The organism is Nocardia sp. NPDC051990 (genome assembly GCF_040680755.1).
Lineage (GTDB): Bacteria > Actinomycetota > Actinomycetes > Mycobacteriales > Mycobacteriaceae > Nocardia.
The window spans coordinates 126,222-145,086 of sequence record NZ_JBFAXH010000005.1; the positions used below are offsets into that span (position 1 = coordinate 126,222).

Below are 18,865 nucleotides of genomic sequence, written 5' to 3' on the forward strand. Positions count from 1 at the left end.
GTCTAATGACCCAGGAGAATCAGCAAATGGAAGCCTTCACCGTGCACAAGGGGATCGGAGTGCCGCTGCGCCGATCCAATGTCGACACCGATCAGATCATTCCGGCCGTGTACCTGAAGCGGGTGACGCGAACGGGATTCGAGGACGGGCTGTTCGCAGCATGGCGATCGGATCCGGACTTCATTCTCAACACCGATCCCTATAACCGGGGCAGTGTGTTGGTGGCCGGTCCGGACTTCGGCACCGGATCCTCGCGCGAACACGCCGTATGGGCGCTGTCGGACTACGGCTTTCGCGTTGTCATCTCCGCGCGCTTCGCCGACATCTTCCGCGGCAATGCGGGCAAGGGTGGACTGTTGGCCGCACAGATGTCACAGAACGATGTCGAAATGCTCTGGAAGTTGCTCGAGGAACAGCCCGGTCTCGAATTGGTAGTGGACCTCGAGGCACGCACCGTGACGGCTGGAACCGTCGTGTTGCCGTTCGATATTGATGACTACACACGGTGGCGTCTGCTCGAAGGATTGGACGACATCGGGCTGACACTGCGGCGCAGTGACGTCATCGGCGAGTTCGAAAAGGCAAGGCCAAGTTGGAAACCCACAACCCTCCCGGCACATATTTCGCAGGCGTAATCACCCGGTAGTGATAGCTGAGTTCGCCTTGGGGAGGTAGCTGGACGTGTGCTAAACCACATGAATTTTGGCGTGGCACATAGACTCTTGCTCAATGTGGGTTTACCGTGGTACCTAGTCGGTCCGACGACGGGCCATTAGTCTGCGGAGGATTCAATGAACAAGGCGGAACTGATCGACGTTCTGACCGAAAAGTTGGGTACGGACAGGCGCACGGCCACCGCGGCAGTCGAGCATGTGGTCGACACCATCGTGCGCGCTGTGCACAAGGGTCAGAGCGTCACAATCACCGGATTCGGTGTGTTCGAACAGCGTAAGCGTGCGGCTCGCGTCGCGCGGAACCCGCGTACCGGCGAAACCGTGAAGGTGAAGCCCACTTCGGTGCCAGCGTTCCGTCCGGGCGCGCAGTTCAAGGCGGTTATCGCGGGTAAGCAGAAGCTGACCGCGACCGGCCCCGCCGTCAAACGCGGCGCGAATGTAGCGGTGGCGGCGAAGAAGGCCGCCAAGAAGACGGCCGCGAAGAAGACCGCCGCCAAGAAGGCGACCGCCACCAAGGCGCCCGCGAAGAAGGCGGCGGCCAAGAAGGCCCCGGCAAAGACGACCGCGCGCAAGGCAACTGCCGCCAAGACGGCCGCGAAGAAGGCGCCCGCCAAGAAGACCGTCGCCAAGAAGGCTCCGGTCACGAAGGCGGCGGCCAAGAAGGCCACCGCCGCCAAGAAGACGGTCGCCAAGAAGGCGCCCGCCAAGAAGACTGCGGCCAAGAAGGCTCCGGCCCGCCGCGCGCGCTGACACTGGCAGATGCAGTGCCGTCAGGTGATTCGGCTCCGCTAGGCGGAATCACTGGCATACCGGCTCGAAACGGCCCCGGGGCTCGCCCCGGGGCCCTTTCGGCTGTCCATGTCTGGATTCGGCGTCGAGAAGCAACCGTATGACGGCTGTGGTCCTCCTAGGACGTCAGGACTTGACGATGGCGTCCGACAGCGACCGGTCCAGGTGGTCGGCGGCGACCAATCGACCCGCGGCGAATGACAGCACCCACACACTGCCCTTGCGGTTGCGCGCGGACGGCAGCGTGACGCCGTCGCGATCGGCCCACCACCGCAGCAGATCGGGAATTACCTTGCCCTGACTGCACAGAACGCGCACCGCACGATCCGAGACCAGTGCTGCCGCGCATTGTCGGGCCTTGTCCGGCGCTGCGGCATAAGCGGTTTCGGAGAACGACGGTTCGATCTCGATGGTCGTGCCGAGTTTTTCCGCCAGCGGTTCCACCGTCTGGACGCAGCGCACCGGATCGGCCGAATAGATCTCGGATGCACCGAATGCCAGCAGATTCGGGACCAGCGCGGCGGCTTGGGCCCGCCCGGCTCGCTCCAGCGGGCGTTGCTCATCCGGACCGTCGAATCGGTCCCGGCTGCCCGCCTTCGCATGCCGCACCAGCAGCAGCGTGTCGGTGGCTGCGGGCAGGCGGGTGAAGGCGCGCACCACCTGTCGGTCCATCGGATACGACAATTGGTCCATCACCCGGTCCAAGGTGTACCAGGACAGCACATCGACCTCGGAATTGGCGCTGAATTCACCGCCGCAGACCCGGGCGGCCCAATAGTCGACCCGCTTGAGTTTCCGGTGACCCGGAATCGGATATGTGACGTGCCCGAGGTAACGGCCGAGCCGGCAGTCGAGGCCGGTTTCCTCGCCGACCTCGCGCACGGCGGCGAGCACCGGCGTCTCGCCCGGATCGAGTTTGCCTTTCGGCAGCGACCAATCCTGATACTTGGGACGATGCACCACGGCGATCTCGATGGCGTCGGATCCAGCGGCGGCTTTGCGCCACAGCACCGCACCCGCGGCGTGAATATTGGCTGTTACCCGGGGATCCAAGAACGGTCCCCCGCCCTTCTCGTATCCCGTCGAACCACTCACGACTTCGCCTCGCTCGCGCTCGGCTCCGTCGTGCGCGGTTGCACGCTGTGTTGATGGTTCACTCGCTGACGCTCGCTCACGACTGCGCCTCGCTCGCGCTCGGCTCCATCGCACGCGATGGCACGCTGTGTTGATGGTTCACTCGCTGACGCTCGCTCACGACTGCGCCTCGCTCGCTCACGACTGCGCCTCGCTGGCGCTCGGCTCCATCGCACGCGATGGCACGCTGTGTTGACGGTTCACTGGCTGCCGCTTACTCACGGCTGATCCGGTCTCCGTACTCGCATCATGAATTCCTGGTGGTCACGCACCTCGACGCCGTTGCGATCGGCGCCGTCGGGCGAGGCATGCCAGCTGCCGTCGGCTTGGAGTACCCAGCAGCGGGTCGTCGGATACAGCGCCGAGTCGAACACCGAGCCCAACTGCTCGCACAGCTTCGGATCTTTCACCTGCGCCATGACTTCCACGCGCCGGTCCAGATTCCGGTGCATCATGTCGGCGCTGCCGATCCAGTATTCGTCCTGGGCCTGGAAGTGCAGGATCCGCGAATGCTCGAGGAAACGACCGAGAATCGAGCGCACCTCGATGTTCTCGCTCATCCCCTCGACACCGGGGCGTAGACCACAAATGCCGCGCACCACGACCTGCACCGGTATACCGGCCTGAGAAGCTCGGTAGAGCGCGTCGATGACTTGCTCGTCGACAATTGCATTGGCCTTCATCCGGATTCGCGCCGGGACACCCTCCTGGGCCAGCTCGATCTCGCGCTGGATTCGCTCGATGATGCCAGCGCGCACACCTTGCGGTGCGACAAGCAGGTTGCGGTAGTTGGCCTTTCGCGAGTAACCGGTCAGCGAATTGAACAGATCGGTCAGGTCGGCGCCGATTTCCGGTGCGGCGGTGAGCAATCCGACATCCTCGTAGAGGCGCGCCGTCTTCGGATTGTAGTTGCCGGTGCCGATATGACAGTAGCGGCGGATGGTCGAACCCTCGCGGCGCACCACCAGACAGGTCTTGCAGTGCGTCTTGAGGCCGATGAGGCCGTACACCACATGTACGCCCGCCTGTTCCAGCGCGCGGGCCCATTTGATATTGGCCTGTTCGTCGAAGCGGGCCTTGATCTCGACCAGTGCGACGACCTGTTTACCCGCCTCGGCCGCGTCGATCAGCGCGTTCACGATCGGGGAGTCACCGGAGGTGCGGTACAGGGTCTGTTTGATCGCTAGCACCTGCGGGTCGGCGGCGGCCTGTTCGATGAACCGCTGGACGCTGGTGGAGAACGAGTCGTAGGGGTGGTGCACCAGTACATCGCTTTCGCGCAGCGCCTGGAAGACGTTGCGCGGGGTCTCTCGCTCGCCGAATGCCGGCGGCGTAGCGGGCACATACGGTGCGTCCTTGAGATTGGGCCGGTCCACGCCGTACACCTGCCACAGGCAGGACAGGTCCAGCAGACCGGGCACCTGGATCACATCGCCGGGATCGACCTCGAGTTCACGCAGCAGCAGATCGAGCATGTGCTCGGTCATATCGTCGGAGACCTCTAGTCGGACCGGCGACCCGAAGCGGCGCCGGGCGAGTTCGCGCTCGAGCGCCTGTAGCAGATCCTCGTCGCGATCCTCGTCGACCTCGAAATCGGCATTGCGGGTGATCCGGAAGGAATGATGTTCGACCACCTTCATACCCGGGAACAGCATATCGAGGTGCGCGGCGATCAGTTCCTCCATCGGCAGGAACGCCGCGACGGGGGAGCTGGAATCGGTACGCCGCACCCGAATGAAGCGATCGACGTTGTCGGGTACCTTGACCCGGGCGAAATGCTCACCACCGGTGGAGGCATCCTTCACCGTCACCGCGAGGTTGAGACTCAGCCCGCTGATGTAGGGGAATGGATGCGCCGGATCCACCGCGAGCGGGGTGAGTACCGGAAAGACCTGATCTTGGAAATAGCTCGAGAGGCGTTGGCGCTCATCGTCGTCCAGATCGGACCAGTCGATGACAGCGATGCCCTCGGCGGTCAGTGAGGGCAGTACCGAGTCCAGGAACACGCGGGCGTGTCGATCGGCGATCTCCTGGGCGCGCTCCGCGATCAGCTCCAATTGTTCAGTGGGCGAGCGGCCGTCGGCCGAACGCACCGAAAGCCCGGTCTCCGCACGGCGTTTGAGACCGGCGACGCGGACCATATAGAACTCGTCCAGATTGGAGGCGAAGATCGCGAGGAATTTCGCGCGCTCCAACAATGGCAGCGATGCGTCCTCGGCAAGCGCGAGTACTCGGGTGTTGAAGTCCAGCCAACTGAGTTCCCGGTTAAGATAGCGATCACGTGGCAACTGCTGCACGCCGGCATCCGCGGCAGGCGGGGTCGCGGCGGGCAGTGCAGTCGGCAGCACCTGCTGTTTGACGGTTTCGATCTCACTCATGCCCGCGCCTCGCTGGGACGCGGTCCCGACACGCGCGAGGCACGCTGGTTCCGAAATCGCTTGCTTCGCTCACTCACGCCAACGATCATCCCCTACGAACCAGGCCATGCACAGCCCGACGTCATCATTGCCACGCTTATCACCGTGGATGTGGCGACCGGCTAGCACACCCGGCGTACCCGCTCATGAACGTGAATCGGCCAACCGATGTCGTGCAGGACAGCTCCTGTCGAATCCCCGGTGCCGAGTTCGATGGCGCGGTCCAGATCGTCGGCGGTGTCGACGTCGAGCCGCAATCCGGGCCAGTCACCGTGCAAGTCGACCGCGCCCGCGGCGATATGCCGACGCGCCGAGCCGGGACCGAAACGCGGATCCAGCGCGGCGGCGGCATCGCGAACCAACAGCGCGGCCGTGCCGCTGCCCGCATGGTCGAGGACGACCGAACGAACGCCGAGCGGTGCGCAGGACAGCATGTCGGAGAGTTCGTCCGGGCGCAAGGCGGGCAGGTCCGCCTGCAGGGCCAGCAGTTCGACCGGGCCGTGCCGGTGTCGCAGTGCGGTCGCCGCGTCGGTGAGCGCGGTGTTCAGGCTGTCCGGATCGGCCGCGTCGATCACCCCGCCGCGAGGTTCGGGATGCACTGTCGCGCCGAGCGTGCGCGCCAACTCGGCGACGACCGGATCCGGGGTCACCACGGTGACCGACGTGATCCGCGGCACCGCGACGGCGGCGGACACGGTGTCGGCGAGCATGGCGAGCACCAGCCGGGCCCGGTGTTCCGGGGGCAGCCGATCGGACAGGCGGCTCTTGGCCTGATCGAGGCTCTTCACCGCGATCACGGCGTGCAACGCATGCGGACGCATGGCCCTGATCCTTCCATGAGTGGTTCCGTGGCATATTGGGCAGATGACGAGGGCGGCAGTGCTGGGCGCGGGTTCATGGGGGACCGCGTTCGCGAAGGTGTTGGCGGACGCGGGAACCGACGTCACGATCTGGGCACGGCGGCCCGAGGTGGCCAAGGCCCTGGCCACCGAACATCGCAATCCGTTCTATCTGCCCGATGTGCAATTACCCAACATGGCGGCCACCCACGATCACGCCGAAGCGCTCGACGGTGCGGACATCGTCGTGCTCGCGGTTCCATCGCAATCGTTGCGCGCGAATCTAGAGACGTGGCGGGACTCGATCGGACCGGATGCCGCGCTGCTGAGTCTGGCCAAGGGCATCGAGACCGGCACGCTGCTGCGGATGAGCCAGGTCATCGGTGCGGTCACCGGTGCGGACGAGAGTCGCATCGCGGTGCTGTCCGGCCCGAATCTGGCCAAGGAGATCGCGGCCGAGCAGCCCGCGGCAACCGTGATCGCGTGCACCGATGCTGCTCGGGCGGTCGCACTGCAGCAGGCCTGCGCCAACGGCTACTTCCGGCCTTACACCAATACCGATGTGATCGGCTGCGAGATCGGTGGCGCATGCAAGAACGTCATCGCGCTCGCCTGCGGTATCGCCTCCGGAATGGGGTTGGGCGACAACTCGATCGCCAGTCTGATCACCCGCGGGCTGGCCGAGATCATCCGGCTCGGGGTCGCGCTCGGCGCGGAGCCGGCCACACTCGCAGGGCTGGCCGGGGTCGGCGATCTGGTTGCCACCTGTACCTCGCCGCTGTCGCGCAACCGGTCGTTCGGGCATGTGCTCGGGGCCGGCGGGTCCATGGAGGCGGCCCAGGCGGCCACCCATGGTCAGGTCGCCGAGGGGGTGAAGTCGTGCACATCGGTTCGGGCCTTGGCGGTGGCGCACAATGTCGAGATGCCGCTGACCACATCGGTGCACCAGGTATGTCACGAGGGCCTTTCGGTGCGCGAGGCGGTCGGCAATCTGCTGGGTCGGCGGATCAAACCGGAATAGGGCGAACGGTATAACCGCACGGGCGCTAGGTTGGTTCGACATCGGAAACGGGTACGGTTCCGTGCATGAGGAACCGGATCAGGGTTGCTGTGGTGTTCGGCGGGCGCAGTAACGAGCACGCCGTCTCGTGTGTGTCGGCCGGCAGTGTGCTGCGCAACCTCGATCCGGAAAAGTACGAGGCCGTGCCCATCGGCATCACCCTCGACGGCGCCTGGGTGCTCGGCGGTGCCGAGGTGGCGGAGCTCGGGTTCATGGACAATGCATTGCCCGCCGTGGACAGCAGCGGCACCGCGCTCACGCTGGCCGCCGACCCGAGCCGGTCCGGTTCGTTGGTCGCGCTCGATGATCCGAGTGCGGCACTGGGGTCGGTGGATGTGGTGTTCCCGATCCTGCACGGCCCGTTCGGTGAGGACGGCACGTTGCAGGGCATGCTCGAATTGGCCGGGGTGCCGTACGTCGGGCCGGGCGTACTGGCCAGTGCGGCGGGCATGGATAAGGAATTCACCAAGAAGCTGCTCGCCGCGGAGGGGCTGCCGATCGAACGCCAGGTGGTGCTGCGCCGCGGGACCGACACCCTGGGTGCGGACGATCGGGCGCTGCTCGGTCTACCGGTGTTCGTCAAACCGGCGCGCGGTGGTTCCTCGATCGGCATCACCAAGGTCACCGATTGGCGTGAGTTGGACGCGGCGATCGCGACGGCACGCGAACACGACCCGAAGGTGATCGTGGAGGCGGGCATTGTCGGACGTGAAGTCGAATGTGGCGTACTGGAATTCCCGGATGGCCGGGTGGCGGCCAGTGTGGTCGCCGAGATCCGGATGCCGGAGGCCGATGCGGCGGCACCGGAGTTCTATGACTTCGACACCAAATACCTCGACGATGTGTGTGAATTCGATGTTCCGGCGAAGCTGGACGACGAGGTGTCCGACAGCATCAGGGAACTCGCGGTGCGGGCGTTCAAAGCGCTCGACTGCCAAGGGCTGGCGCGGGTGGACTTCTTCGTCACGGCGCGGGGGCCGGTGATCAATGAGATCAATACGATGCCCGGCTTCACATCGATTTCCATGTACCCACGGATGTGGGAGGCGACCGGAATCGACTACCGGACACTGGTTTCCACACTGATCGAGACGGCGTTGGCGCGCGGGACCGGACTGCGCTAGCTGTTCTGGATAGCGCTTTCGGCGCGCTTCGGCCTGCCGTCGATCAATTCGGCAGCGGACCGGGATCGATCGGCTGGGCGGGCAGGCTCGCGGTGATCGTGTCCGAAACTCCTTGCAGCGGAGTCGGTCCGGAGCCGTCGGGGACGGTCAGCGCGATATAGGTCGCGCGGTCGACAGCGAACCAGGTGCTTGCCTTCGCGGCCGGATCACGGACCTCGAACCACTGCACGCCGTTGACGATCTGCAATGGCGAGGCACGGTTGAATTCCAGCGGCCGCTCCAAACCACACCGGAGCACGATGGCATCCCCGCCGTCTTTGCGCTGCCAGGCGCGGGTCGCGGGGGGAGCCGGTTCCACCAGCGTGGATTTGGAGTAGTCGCCGAGATCGACCGGCAATGCGGGCAGCAGCGTGGTGCACGCCGGCCCGTCCGCGGCGGGTGCGGGAACCGGACCGAGGACCAGAGGTTCGCGTTCGGTCGGCGCCCGGCGGGCCAGGACAGCCGCCACCAGCACGGCGACTACCAGCACGACCGGGAGTGCGACTGCGGTCGCGATCAGCGCGGGCGGATAACCGCTGGATTCGGTTGCGGGCTCGTCGGTGGGTTCGACGCTGTCGGAGGAAGCGGGTTCGTCGGTGGGTTCGCCGCTGTTGGAGGATGCGGGCGCTGCGGCAGATTCAGCGCGGTCGGAGCTCATGGGCTCGCCGGCGGCGCCGGTTGAGGCTGTTGCGGGCTCGGCATCGGCGGCTGGGGACGGGCGCACGGCGCCATTGTGATCGACAAGGGGCGTGGCTGCTGCCGCCGCGCCGTCCGCGGCCGCATCGGCCGTCCCTTTCGACAGCGCGGAGTCTTTCGACAGCTCGGCCTTCGACGACTCCGCCGCCGACGAATCGCGGTCCGACGCCTGCGCCGCCATGCTCACCGATCCTTCCTGTTCGCGCTGGTGGGCCGGGTCACTTGCGAGATGGATGCGCGCACCGGCCTGGTAATACTCACTTGCCCTGGAAAGGGTACTCTCGGTGCGATTTCAGCCAGCACGACGCCGGGGAAGGGACCAGGTCATCAGCGGAAGCACACGGCCGAAGACAGTGCGCGAGCTGGGGGAGTTCGCGCTGATCGAGCGGATGAACACGGGGCGGGTGCAGGCGCCCGGCGTGCTGCTCGGGCCAGGTGACGACGCCGCCCTGGTGGCCGCGCCGGACGGCCGGTTCGTGGTCACTACCGACATGCTGGTCCAGGATCGACATTTCCGGCTCGACTGGTCCGGTCCGCGCGATATCGGGCGCAAGGCGATCGCGCAGAATGCCGCTGATGTGGTCGCAATGGGTGCGGTACCGACGGCGTTCGTGGTGGCGCTCGGCTGTCCGGCCGATACGCCGCTCGAACTGGTCGACGGGCTCACCGATGGGATGTGGGCCGAGGCGCGCCGTGCGGGTGGCTCCATCGCGGGCGGCGATGTGGTGCGCAGCCCGCAGCTGGTCATTTCGGTCACCGCATTCGGTGATCTGGACGGTCGCGCGCCGATCACCAGAGCCGGCGCGCGCGTTGGGGATACGGTCGCGGTGGTGGGTCGACTCGGCTGGTCCGCCGCCGGGTTGACAGTGCTGACCGCCGGAGCCGATCCGGCGGATGAACTTTTCGCCGAAGTGCTTGCGGCCCATCGGGTCCCACAGCCGCCCTATTCGGCGGTACTGGCCGTCGTTGCCGATTCCGTTGCTGGAGCGGATAACTCGGGTGCTGTCGCGGCGGAAGCAGTGCTCGGCTCGGAGCATATCGGGGGCTCGGATCAGTCCAACGCGGCGGAGTTCGGGTCGGAAGGCGTTATCGGATCTGCCACTGAATTGCGCGCCATACCCACCGCGCTCACCGACATCTCGGACGGATTGCTCGCGGATCTGGGCCATATCGCCGAGGCGTCCGGAGTCGCCATCGATATCCACTCGAAGACATTGCGTGATCCGGTGCTGGCGACAATCGCGCGGCGTCTGGATACCGATGCGGCGCAATGGATTCTGACCGGGGGCGAGGATCACGCCTTCGTCGGAACCTGGCCCGCGCACCGGGATCTGCCGCCCGGTTGGGTGCCGATCGGGCAGGTGCTGGCAGGTCACGGCGTCACCGTGGACGGTGTGCGGCACGCCGGCAGTGCGGGCTGGGAATCGTTCAGCGGGGTGGACTCGGTATCCGAGCCCGAGCCACGATAGGTTGTGCGGTCATGGGCGCGAAACCACTGACGGAAATCATGGATCCCGGTTGGGCGAAGGCTCTCGAACCGGTTGCGGCACAGATCTCGGCGATGGGCGAATTCCTGCGCGTGGAGAATGCGGCGGGCCGCGGCTATCTACCGGCCGGTGAGAATGTGCTGCGCGCCTTCCAGCGTCCGTTCGATGCGGTGCGCGTGCTCATCGTGGGTCAGGATCCGTATCCGACGCCGGGACATCCGATGGGCCTGAGTTTCTCTGTCGCCCCGGATGTTTCGCCAGTTCCGCGCAGCCTCGCCAATATCTTCGCCGAATACAGCAAGGACCTCGGCTACCAGACGCCATCCAATGGCGATCTGAGCCCATGGTCGGATCAGGGCGTGCTGCTGCTGAACCGAGTTCTGACGGTTTCGCCGGGACAGCCCGCCTCGCACCGCGGCAAAGGTTGGGAAGCGGTGACCGACCAGGCGATTCGCGCGCTGGTGGCCAGGGACAAGCCACTGGTCGCGATCTTGTGGGGTCGTGACGCGCAGACACTGAAACCGCAACTCGCCGCGGCCGAGGTGCCCTATATCGAATCCGTGCACCCGTCACCACTGTCGGCCTCGCGCGGCTTTTTTGGTTCGCGACCCTTCTCGCGAGTGAATGAACTACTCGACGAATTGGGGGCCGAGCCTGTTGACTGGCGCCTGCCCTAGAACTCGGGCGTCGAGGTTGAATCACAGTAGAGGAGCATAATTTCATGCAGAACAAGACCGTTCGCGGCGCACTGCGCAGCACCATCGCTACGCTGGCTCTGTGCGCGGCCCTGGCCGGCGGCAGCGCGGCCGCCAATGCGGCCGGGTTGCCACTCGAGCCCGCCGCGGATCATGCGCCGACCACCGCCGCTCCGGTCGGCGAGGAATACACGTCCAATGGCTCCTCGTCCATCTCGTCCTCGGTGAATGCCAAGGTCGCGTGCCTGCTGCAGAACACCATCAGCGCGCAAGGCAAATGGAACTGCTGAGATCCCATTGACCGGGGCACGCACGAGCCCCAGCGTTAACTGTGCGATCCTCGGATCGTGAGTATTGCGAACAACCTTCTCGATCCGATCCGGCTGCGGCTGCGCGGTTCGGATCGGATCGAGCTGGCCGCCGACCAGTTCGGCCCGGCGGACGGCCCGCTCGTCCTGTTTCTGCACGGTGGCGGTCAGACCAGACACTCGTGGAAACAGACCGGTGCGAAGCTGGCCGCCGCCGGGATGCGGGTCGTCACGCTCGACGCGCGCGGCCACGGCGACAGCGCATGGTCGCCGAACGCCGACTACCGACGTACCACGATGGTCGCCGATCTCGTCGCGGTCCTCGAACAGCTGGCTGCCCCCGCGGTGGTGGTCGGCGCGAGTATGGGCGGGATCACCGGCCTGCTCACCACCGCGGATCCGGGCGGCGCGGCGATCACCGCCCTGGTGCTCGTCGATATCGTCACCCGCCCCGAACCCGCCGGTATCGCGCGGGTGATCGACTTCCTCGGCAAACATCGCGACGGCTTCGACAGCCTCGAACAGGCGGCCGACGCGGTCGCGGAATATATGCCGCATCGGCCACGGCCCAAGAACACCGACGGCCTGCTGCGCAATCTGCGCCAGCGCGACGGCCGCTGGTACTGGCATTGGGATCCGGATATGCTCGGCCACCGCGTCGAGGATGCGAGCGAAATGGCCCAGGAGATGGAGGCCGCCGCGCGCGCTCTCACCGTGCCCGTGCTGCTGGTGCGCGGCATGCAATCCGATGTGGTGTCGCCGGAGGGCGCAGCGGAATTCCAGACATTGGTGCCGCATGCGCAGCTGGTCGAGATCGGCGGGGCCGCGCATACCGCGGCCGGTGATGACAATGATTCGTTCACCGACGCGGTCGCGAAATTCGTGCTCCAGGTGCGCGGTTAGCTACCGATTCTGATAGTCGGGCTTGCGCTTCTCGACGAAGGCATCGACGCCTTCGCGTCCGGCCGGGCTGTTCGCCGCGGCGGTGATGGCATCGCGCTCGTGGTCGAGCTGATCGCTCAAGGTCGACGAATTCGACCGTGCCAGTAGCGATTTGATGCTCGCGTAGGCGGATCGCGGTCCGGCGGCGATGGTTCGGGCCACGGCCAGCGCCTCGGCCCGCACCTGCTCGTCATCGACGACCCGACTCAGGATACCGAGGCGCACCGCCGTTTCGGCATCGAGAATCGTGTCGGTGAGCAGGATTTCGCGGGCGCGTCCGGTGCCGACGATCCGCGGCAGCGTCCACGACATGCCCCCGTCCGGGCTCAACCCGATGCCCGGATACGCCGGGCGCAGCTTAGTGCTCGGACCGCCGATCGCGATATCCGCCGCGCACACCAGGCTCATCCCGGCTCCAGCCGCCCAGCCCTGCACCCCGGCAACGACGGGCGCGATGGCCTCGTCGAGCGCCCGCACGAAATTGTGCAGATCCGTCGCGAGGCCGTAGATATGACCAGCCCGATCCTCGGCCGCCGCGAAACCGCGGACATTGCCGCCCGCAGAGAAGTTCGGTCCGGTGCCCGTCAACAGCACGGCCCCAATTTCGCGGCCGGCCGCCCGCAATGCCTTGGTGCCCGCCTCGATGCCGGCGAAGTCAAGGGAAGTGCCGTTCGCGGCGGTCGAGATGGTGATCTGTAGTACGCCATCGACGATGGTGGCGTACTCGGTGTGCGTGGATGTCATGGTCAGCACACTAGCTCGCGCCTTTCGGTCAGCGGCGCACCATACGAACCTCGATGGATGGGGTGAAAGCCTCGATGCGGCTGGCGCCGTCGAGTTCGAAGCCGTGTTTGCGGTAGAAGGCCTGGGCGCGTTGGTTCTTCTCGAACACCCAGAGCGAGCACGGGATGTCGGGGGCGACGGCGGCACGGATCAGGTCGTGGGCGACGCCGGTGCCATACCAGGCGGCGCGGACATAGAGGGCGTTGAGTTCGCCTGGGGTGACCGGTGATTCGTCGCGTGATGCACCCGTGCTCGCGAAGCCGATCACTTCATCATCGACGACGGCAACGTAGGTGCTGGTCGGGTAACGGATCCGGACGCGTTCCCATTGTTCCGCGCTGCGCTCGACATCGAACGCAGCCAAGACGTGATCGGGGACCAAGCCGCGATAGGCCTCACGCCAGCAGGCGATATGGCATTCGGCGAGGCTATGGACGTGTTCGGCGCCGAGCAGGGCTATCTGCCAGGTGGGCTGGGGCATGGAGACCATCGTTGCCGAGGGGTCCGCAGATGACTACGCCCCGAGCACCTGGTGGTGTCGGGGCGTATGTCGGTCTCTGGGAGTCAGCCGCGAACGACCTTGCCCGCCTTCAGGCAGGAGGTGCACACGTTCATCCGGCGGGTGTTGCCCGGCGCGACCTGTGCACGCACGGTCTGGATGTTCGGGTTCCAACGACGGTTGGTACGCCGGTGCGAGTGCGAGACCGACTTCCCGAACCCGGGGCCCTTGGCGCAGACGTCGCAGACGGCAGCCATGTCGCGAACTCCTTCATGTCATGTGGGGACCGCCGCACGTCGGCAGCATGTCCGGAAACAATGTCTTAATGCCCTGCCGACTGATGCCGGCCAGCGCGAACCCTCTCGGCCGCGCTAGGCAACCCTGCAAGGGTAGCTGGCGGCGCCCGGATCCGCCAAACCGGGTCATACGGTGCCGACCCGCGGGCACACCCGATTGTAGTGAATCGGTGTCGCCGACCCAGTGTCGGTATCGCCAGCTAACCTGGCCAACGGCGGCAGATCCTTTCGAGCGATCTGCCAGCAGCCGCTCGGCTGCGGGTGGCGTGGACGATCGGGGAGAGAGGTGGCGGTGCCCGGAGTGCGGGACATGATGGGCGATGGCCCGGACGCGGGACTGCCTGCCGCTGCCGGGCCGAAAGAACTGAACGGCACGGCTCTGCTGCGCTGGGGCCGGATCTGCCTGGAGGGCCTGCAACAACGGCGCGCAGAGATCAACGCGCTCAATGTCTTCCCCATCGCCGATGCCGACACCGGTACGAACATGCTCGCCACCATGCGAGCGGCAGTGCAGGCTGCCGAGGCCGCGGTGTTCTCGGCACGCGGGTCCGAGCGGTTGGCTGATTTCGTGGCCGACGATCTTCCTGCGGAAGCCGATAGCGGGAAATCGGATGCCGGGGTGGTCGGCGGTGCCGCCGAGGCCGATGCCGCGGCCGTCGATGGTGCGGGGGCTGAGGTGGTCGACGATGGCGCGATGTCGGAGGCAGTCCGTGGTTTTACCGCGGATGCTCGGGTGGTCGGTGATGCCGGAGTATCGGATCCCGTAGCGGCGTCCTCGGCGGAGTTGATGGACCGAGTCATCGTCACGAACGGTGTTGATAGCCAGACCTTGCCTGGTCCTGCCGCGCGTGGGATCTCGCGGAATATCCCCGACGGCGGGCTGTGGGCTGGAGCTGCGGGCGGATATATCGAACAGGGCGAATCGCTCTCGACGCATGCTGTTGCTGCGGCGATGGCGCGTGGGGCGACGCTCGGTGCGCGCGGGAACTCCGGCATCATCCTGTCGCAGGTGTTGCGCGGGATTGCCGAGGCGTCGCGCGGTGGACCGCTGACGGCGCAGACATTGCGTGATGCGCTGGCCACGGCAGCGGTGCTGGTGCGGGGATCGCTGAGTGTGCCGGTCGAAGGGACCATTCTGACCGTCCTGGAGCGGGCGGCCGAATCCGCTGCGGCCTGTCCGGAGTCTGCCGTGGCTGCGGTGGCGGTGGCGGCGGCCGACGGTGCCGTCAAAGCGCTCGGTGATACACCTGCCCAGCTCGGCGTGCTGCGCGAGGCGGGGGTGGTGGATGCGGGTGCGCGCGGGTTGGTGGTACTGCTCGACAGTCTGGTCGCGGTCACCCTCGGTGAGACGCCCACTCGGCCGGAATACACGCGCGGCGAATTCGCATTCGCTGGTGACCCCGCAGGTGTTGACCGTGCCGCCGCTGCGGCGCATGCCGATTCCGCACCGCGAGCCGCTGCCGAACCGCACGGCAGCTGTGCCGAACCCCTGACCAGTGCCGAACCCCACTTCGAGGTCATGTACCTCCTGTTCGACACCGATGACCAACGAATCGCCCACCTCCGCGACCGCCTGGCTGATCTGGGCGACTCCGTCGTGGTCGTCGGCGACGGCGCGGGCTCCTGGTCCGCTCACGTCCACTGCGCCGACGCCGGCGCAGCCGTAGAAGCTGGCATAGCCACCGGCACCCTCAGCTCCATCCGCATCGAAAGCTTCACCATCACCACCTGCCCCACCCCCGCGTATCCCGACGCGACCGCGCACAGTGGCGTAGCCGCGCACGCCGGTATCGCTGGCCATCCGGAGATTGTCGGTCACCACGACGCTGCGGATCGCGCCGATGCCGCTGTGCGGCCTGGTGATGGTGGACGTGCGGTAGCGACCGCGCGGAGTGCACACCGTGATACAGCCTGCGGCGCCGAGGTTGGCGAGCATCCAGACGCAGCCCTGACGGACGTTGCGGGTCGCCCTGATGCTGGCGGGCGCCGCGATTGCGCCTCGGCGAATGTTGTGGATAGCACTGATGTCGTCGCGCGGGCTGGTGCTGGACGTACGTCCGTCGGATCGGGTGCAACCAAGCACATCGGATCCGAGCACGATGATCCTGCGGATCGTGCGGTTCTGGCTGTCGCGTCGGGGGATGGGGCGGCGGCGTTGTTCGAGGCCGGGGGCGCGGTGGTGCTCGGCGGTGACGGGCCCGTGACCAGCGCCGCGCTGCTCGGGGCGATTCGACGACTGCCGAATCGGGAGGTGCTGGTGTTGCCGAACGGTGCGCTGCCCGCGCACGAATTGGTCACGGTCGGTGTCGCGGCTCGTGACGCGCGCCGGGACGTGTTGTTGTTGCCGAGCGGGTCCATGGTGCAGGGGTTGGCGGCCTTGGCGGTGCACGATAGTGGCCGGATCGCGGTGGACGATGCGTTCGCGATGTCGGAGGCGGCGGCAGCAACCCGCTGGGGATCATTGCGCGCCGCGGCGGAGCGGGCGCTCACCATGGTCGGCACCTGCGAGGCCGGTGATGGGCTTGGGTTGGTCGGCCACGATGTCGTGGTGATCGATCGGGATGTGCCGACCGCGGCCCGGACCCTGCTCGACCGGATGCTCGGCTTCGGCGGTGAGCTGGTCACCCTGCTCATGGGTGTGGCGGCACCCGCCGAACTCGTGGACGAACTGGCCGCGCATATCGCGAACGGTTTCCCCGGTGTCGAGGTGAGCGTGTATTCCGGTGGGCAGCAAGCGGATCTGGTGCAGATAGGGGTGGAATAGGGATATGGCGACACTCAGCGATCGGCTGGACCACCTGCTCGGCGTAAAGGCGGCCGAGCCGCTGGCCGATGCCTTCGACATGCACACCGTCGAGGATCTGTTGCGGCACTACCCATTGCGCTACGCCACCCAGGGCCAGCCGCTCACCCAGGAGCAACCGGAGGAGGGCGCGCACATCACCGTCATCGGCCGGGTGACGAAAACCGAACTACGCCCGATGAAGAACCGCAGGGGCCGACTGCTCAAGGTCGCCCTCGACACCGGTTCGGTCGCCCCGATCGATATCACCTTCTTCAATGGCGACAAGGTGAGTTACCTTGTCCGCGAAGGGGTTCGGGCCATGATGTCGGGCACCGTACACTGGTGGCGACCGGATCGCTGGAACCTTTCGCATCCGGATTATCTGATCCTGCCCGAGAAGGAAGAGGATTCGATCGAGAACCTCACCTCGGTGCGCGGCGGCGGTGCACTGCGCGGATTGGCGCAGAGTGCGAAAGGTAAAGGGGGACTGGATGTCTCGTTCTTCGAACGGGGATACATCCCGGTCTACCCCGCGACTGCGAAGGTGCAGAGCTGGGATCTGCTCGCCTGCGTCCGTCAGGTACTCGATCAACTCGAACCGATCGATGATCCGCTGCCCGGTGATCTGCGCGAGGACCGCGGGCTGCTGAAGATCTCCGACGCACTGCGCCTGATCCACCTGCCCGAACGCAACTCCGATATCGAACAGGCCAGGGAGCGTTTGCGTTTCGATGAAGCACTGGCGCTGCAACTGGTGCTCGCCGAGCGGCGACACGATGCGGAGGCCCGGGCGGCCCGGCCGTGTCCATCGCGATCCGACGGTATCGCGGCGGCTTTCGACACCCGACTGCCCTTCGAACTGACCGAGGGGCAGCAGACGGTGATCGCGGAGATCTCCGACGATCTCGCGCGCCCCCATCCGATGCACCGGCTGCTGCAGGGTGAGGTGGGTTCGGGCAAGACCATCGTCGCGCTGCACGCCATGCTGCAGGTGGTCGACGCTGGTCAGCAGTGCGCATTGCTTGCACCGACGGAAGTTCTTGCCGCCCAACATTATCGGTCACTGCGCACGATGCTGGGCGATCTCGGCGCCGCCGGTGAACTCGGTGCCGCCGACAACGCGACCAAGGTGGTACTGGTCACCGGCTCGATGTCGGCGTCGGCGAAGAAGGCCGCGCTACTGGATGCGGTCACCGGTGCGGCGGGCATCGTGATCGGCACGCACGCGCTCATCCAGGACGCGGTGGAGTTCTTCGATCTCGGCATGGTGATCGTCGACGAACAGCATCGGTTCGGTGTCGAACAACGGGATGCGTTGCGCGCCAAGGCGAAATCCGGTGCCAGCCCGCATCTGCTCGTCATGACCGCGACCCCGATCCCGCGGACCATCGCCATGACCACGCTCGGCGATCTGGAGACCTCCACCCTCACCCAGCTGCCCCGCGGCCGCTCGCCGATCGTGTCGAAGGTGGTGCCGCGCAAGCGTCATCCGAACTGGGTCGACCGTGCCTGGGAGCGCATCGTGGAGGAGGTCGGCGCCGGGCGACAGGCCTATGTGGTGTGTTCGCGCATCGGTGACGACGAGGAGAACGGCAAGGGCCGCAACGGCAAGAAGTCCGGCAAGTCGAAAGGACCGGAGGAGAAAGAGGGCCCGACCACGGCTGCCGCCCTCGAGGTTTTCGACATGCTGCGCACCGGTCCGCTCGCGAGCCTCCGGGTCGGGCTGCTGCACGGCAGGCTCCCGACCGACGAAAAAGACCAGGTCATGCGTGCATTCAACGATGGCGACATCGACGTGCTCGTCTGCACCACGGTCGTCGAGGTCGGCGTCGATGTCCCGAATGCGACCGTCATGGTCATCGTGGACGCGGACCGCTTCGGTGTCAGCCAGTTGCATCAGCTGCGCGGTCGCATCGGCCGCGGCAAACATCCGGGCCTGTGCTTGCTCATTACCGACGCGGGTCCCACCGGCACTGCCATGGCCCGCCTCGATGCCGTCGCCGCCACCACCGACGGCTTCGAACTCGCCGTCCTCGACCTGCGCCAACGCCGCGAAGGCGACGTCCTCGGCGCTGCCCAATCCGGCACCGCTCGCTCGCTGCGCCTGCTCTCCCTACTCGACGATCTCGAAGTCATTACCGCCGCGCAAGAGCTCGCCCGCCAAGTAGTCGAATCCGATCCGGGCCTGCACCACCACCCAGGTCTCGCCACCATGATGCACGCCGCCGTCGACGCCGAACGACTCGAGTACCTAGCGAAGTCGTGATCGTCGAGAATGCGCTGGTGGAGAGGCCGTCA

At 66.3% G+C, this 18,865-nt stretch carries 16 protein-coding genes and 1 pseudogene; 10 read left to right on the plus strand and 7 right to left on the minus strand.

Annotation, left to right across the window (positions count from 1 at the left end; translation table 11 throughout):
• The first annotated feature begins 26 nt into the window (after positions 1 to 26).
• Positions 27 to 635 carry a 3-isopropylmalate dehydratase small subunit gene (leuD, locus tag AB0L63_RS12320; RefSeq protein ID WP_364498598.1) on the plus strand — a complete coding sequence of 203 codons (609 nt, stop codon included), beginning with the start codon at positions 27 to 29 and terminating at the stop codon, positions 633 to 635.
• 156 nt (positions 636 to 791) lie between these two features.
• Positions 792 to 1,424 (plus strand): HU family DNA-binding protein, encoded by a 633-nt coding sequence (locus AB0L63_RS12325; RefSeq protein WP_364498601.1) that lies wholly within the window; start codon positions 792 to 794, stop codon positions 1,422 to 1,424.
• A 165-nt stretch (positions 1,425 to 1,589) separates the two neighbouring features.
• Here AB0L63_RS12325 and AB0L63_RS12330 read toward each other — a convergent pair whose 3' ends face one another.
• The 3 genes from AB0L63_RS12330 to cofC form a co-directional block, all read right to left on the minus strand.
• Complete coding sequence (locus AB0L63_RS12330; RefSeq protein ID WP_364498604.1) at positions 1,590 to 2,558, minus strand: NUDIX hydrolase; 969 nt, start codon at positions 2,556 to 2,558, stop codon at positions 1,590 to 1,592.
• A 257-nt stretch (positions 2,559 to 2,815) separates the two neighbouring features.
• Complete coding sequence (locus AB0L63_RS12335) at positions 2,816 to 4,975, minus strand: RNA degradosome polyphosphate kinase (protein WP_364498607.1); 2,160 nt, start codon at positions 4,973 to 4,975, stop codon at positions 2,816 to 2,818.
• Positions 4,976 to 5,136: 161 nt separating this feature from the next.
• Positions 5,137 to 5,835, minus strand: coding sequence for a 2-phospho-L-lactate guanylyltransferase (cofC, locus tag AB0L63_RS12340; RefSeq protein WP_364498610.1), 699 nt, complete (start codon positions 5,833 to 5,835; stop codon positions 5,137 to 5,139).
• A gap of 43 nt (positions 5,836 to 5,878) precedes the next feature.
• Here cofC and AB0L63_RS12345 point away from each other — a divergent pair, with 43 nt between their 5' ends.
• Entirely contained in the window at positions 5,879 to 6,874 is a 996-nt protein-coding gene (locus AB0L63_RS12345) for an NAD(P)H-dependent glycerol-3-phosphate dehydrogenase (protein WP_364498613.1), read from the plus strand.
• 65 nt (positions 6,875 to 6,939) lie between these two features.
• Positions 6,940 to 8,037 carry a D-alanine--D-alanine ligase family protein gene (locus AB0L63_RS12350; protein WP_364498615.1) on the plus strand — a complete coding sequence of 366 codons (1,098 nt, stop codon included), beginning with the start codon at positions 6,940 to 6,942 and terminating at the stop codon, positions 8,035 to 8,037.
• Between the two features lie 43 nt (positions 8,038 to 8,080).
• Here AB0L63_RS12350 and AB0L63_RS12355 read toward each other — a convergent pair whose 3' ends face one another.
• Complete coding sequence (locus AB0L63_RS12355; protein WP_364498618.1) at positions 8,081 to 8,953, minus strand: DUF3515 domain-containing protein; 873 nt, start codon at positions 8,951 to 8,953, stop codon at positions 8,081 to 8,083.
• 172 nt (positions 8,954 to 9,125) lie between these two features.
• Here AB0L63_RS12355 and thiL point away from each other — a divergent pair, with 172 nt between their 5' ends.
• From thiL to AB0L63_RS12375, 4 genes are read left to right on the plus strand one after another with little or no spacing between them, the layout of a single operon-like run.
• A complete protein-coding gene (thiL, locus tag AB0L63_RS12360; RefSeq protein WP_364499171.1) occupies positions 9,126 to 10,241 on the plus strand; it encodes a thiamine-phosphate kinase in 1,116 nt (371 codons plus the stop codon).
• Between the two features lie 11 nt (positions 10,242 to 10,252).
• Positions 10,253 to 10,936: a uracil-DNA glycosylase gene (locus AB0L63_RS12365; protein WP_364498621.1), complete on the plus strand. Its 684-nt coding sequence runs from the start codon at positions 10,253 to 10,255 to the stop codon at positions 10,934 to 10,936.
• 44 nt (positions 10,937 to 10,980) lie between these two features.
• A complete protein-coding gene (locus AB0L63_RS12370) occupies positions 10,981 to 11,244 on the plus strand; it encodes a hypothetical protein (RefSeq protein WP_364498623.1) in 264 nt (87 codons plus the stop codon).
• A gap of 57 nt (positions 11,245 to 11,301) precedes the next feature.
• Entirely contained in the window at positions 11,302 to 12,165 is an 864-nt protein-coding gene (locus AB0L63_RS12375) for an alpha/beta hydrolase (protein ID WP_364498626.1), read from the plus strand.
• Here AB0L63_RS12375 and AB0L63_RS12380 read toward each other — a convergent pair whose 3' ends face one another.
• The 3 genes from AB0L63_RS12380 to rpmB all read right to left on the minus strand — a co-directional run bounded on the left by AB0L63_RS12380 (position 12,166) and on the right by rpmB (position 13,743).
• Complete coding sequence (locus tag AB0L63_RS12380; protein ID WP_364498629.1) at positions 12,166 to 12,948, minus strand: enoyl-CoA hydratase-related protein; 783 nt, start codon at positions 12,946 to 12,948, stop codon at positions 12,166 to 12,168. It lies immediately after the preceding gene.
• Positions 12,949 to 12,976: 28 nt separating this feature from the next.
• The gene (locus AB0L63_RS12385) at positions 12,977 to 13,468 is read right to left on the minus strand and encodes a GNAT family N-acetyltransferase (RefSeq protein ID WP_364498632.1); all 492 of its coding nucleotides are present in this window, start codon (positions 13,466 to 13,468) and stop codon (positions 12,977 to 12,979) included.
• Between the two features lie 83 nt (positions 13,469 to 13,551).
• A complete protein-coding gene (gene rpmB / locus AB0L63_RS12390; RefSeq protein WP_011210730.1) occupies positions 13,552 to 13,743 on the minus strand; it encodes a 50S ribosomal protein L28 in 192 nt (63 codons plus the stop codon).
• 955 nt (positions 13,744 to 14,698) lie between these two features.
• Here rpmB and AB0L63_RS12395 point away from each other — a divergent pair.
• Together AB0L63_RS12395 and recG are read left to right on the plus strand one after the other, a co-directional pair.
• Positions 14,699 to 16,546, plus strand: a pseudogene (locus tag AB0L63_RS12395) (DAK2 domain-containing protein); the annotation flags it as partial.
• A 4-nt stretch (positions 16,547 to 16,550) separates the two neighbouring features.
• Positions 16,551 to 18,833: an ATP-dependent DNA helicase RecG gene (recG, locus tag AB0L63_RS12400; RefSeq protein WP_364498635.1), complete on the plus strand. Its 2,283-nt coding sequence runs from the start codon at positions 16,551 to 16,553 to the stop codon at positions 18,831 to 18,833.
• Positions 18,834 to 18,865 lie beyond the last annotated feature (32 nt).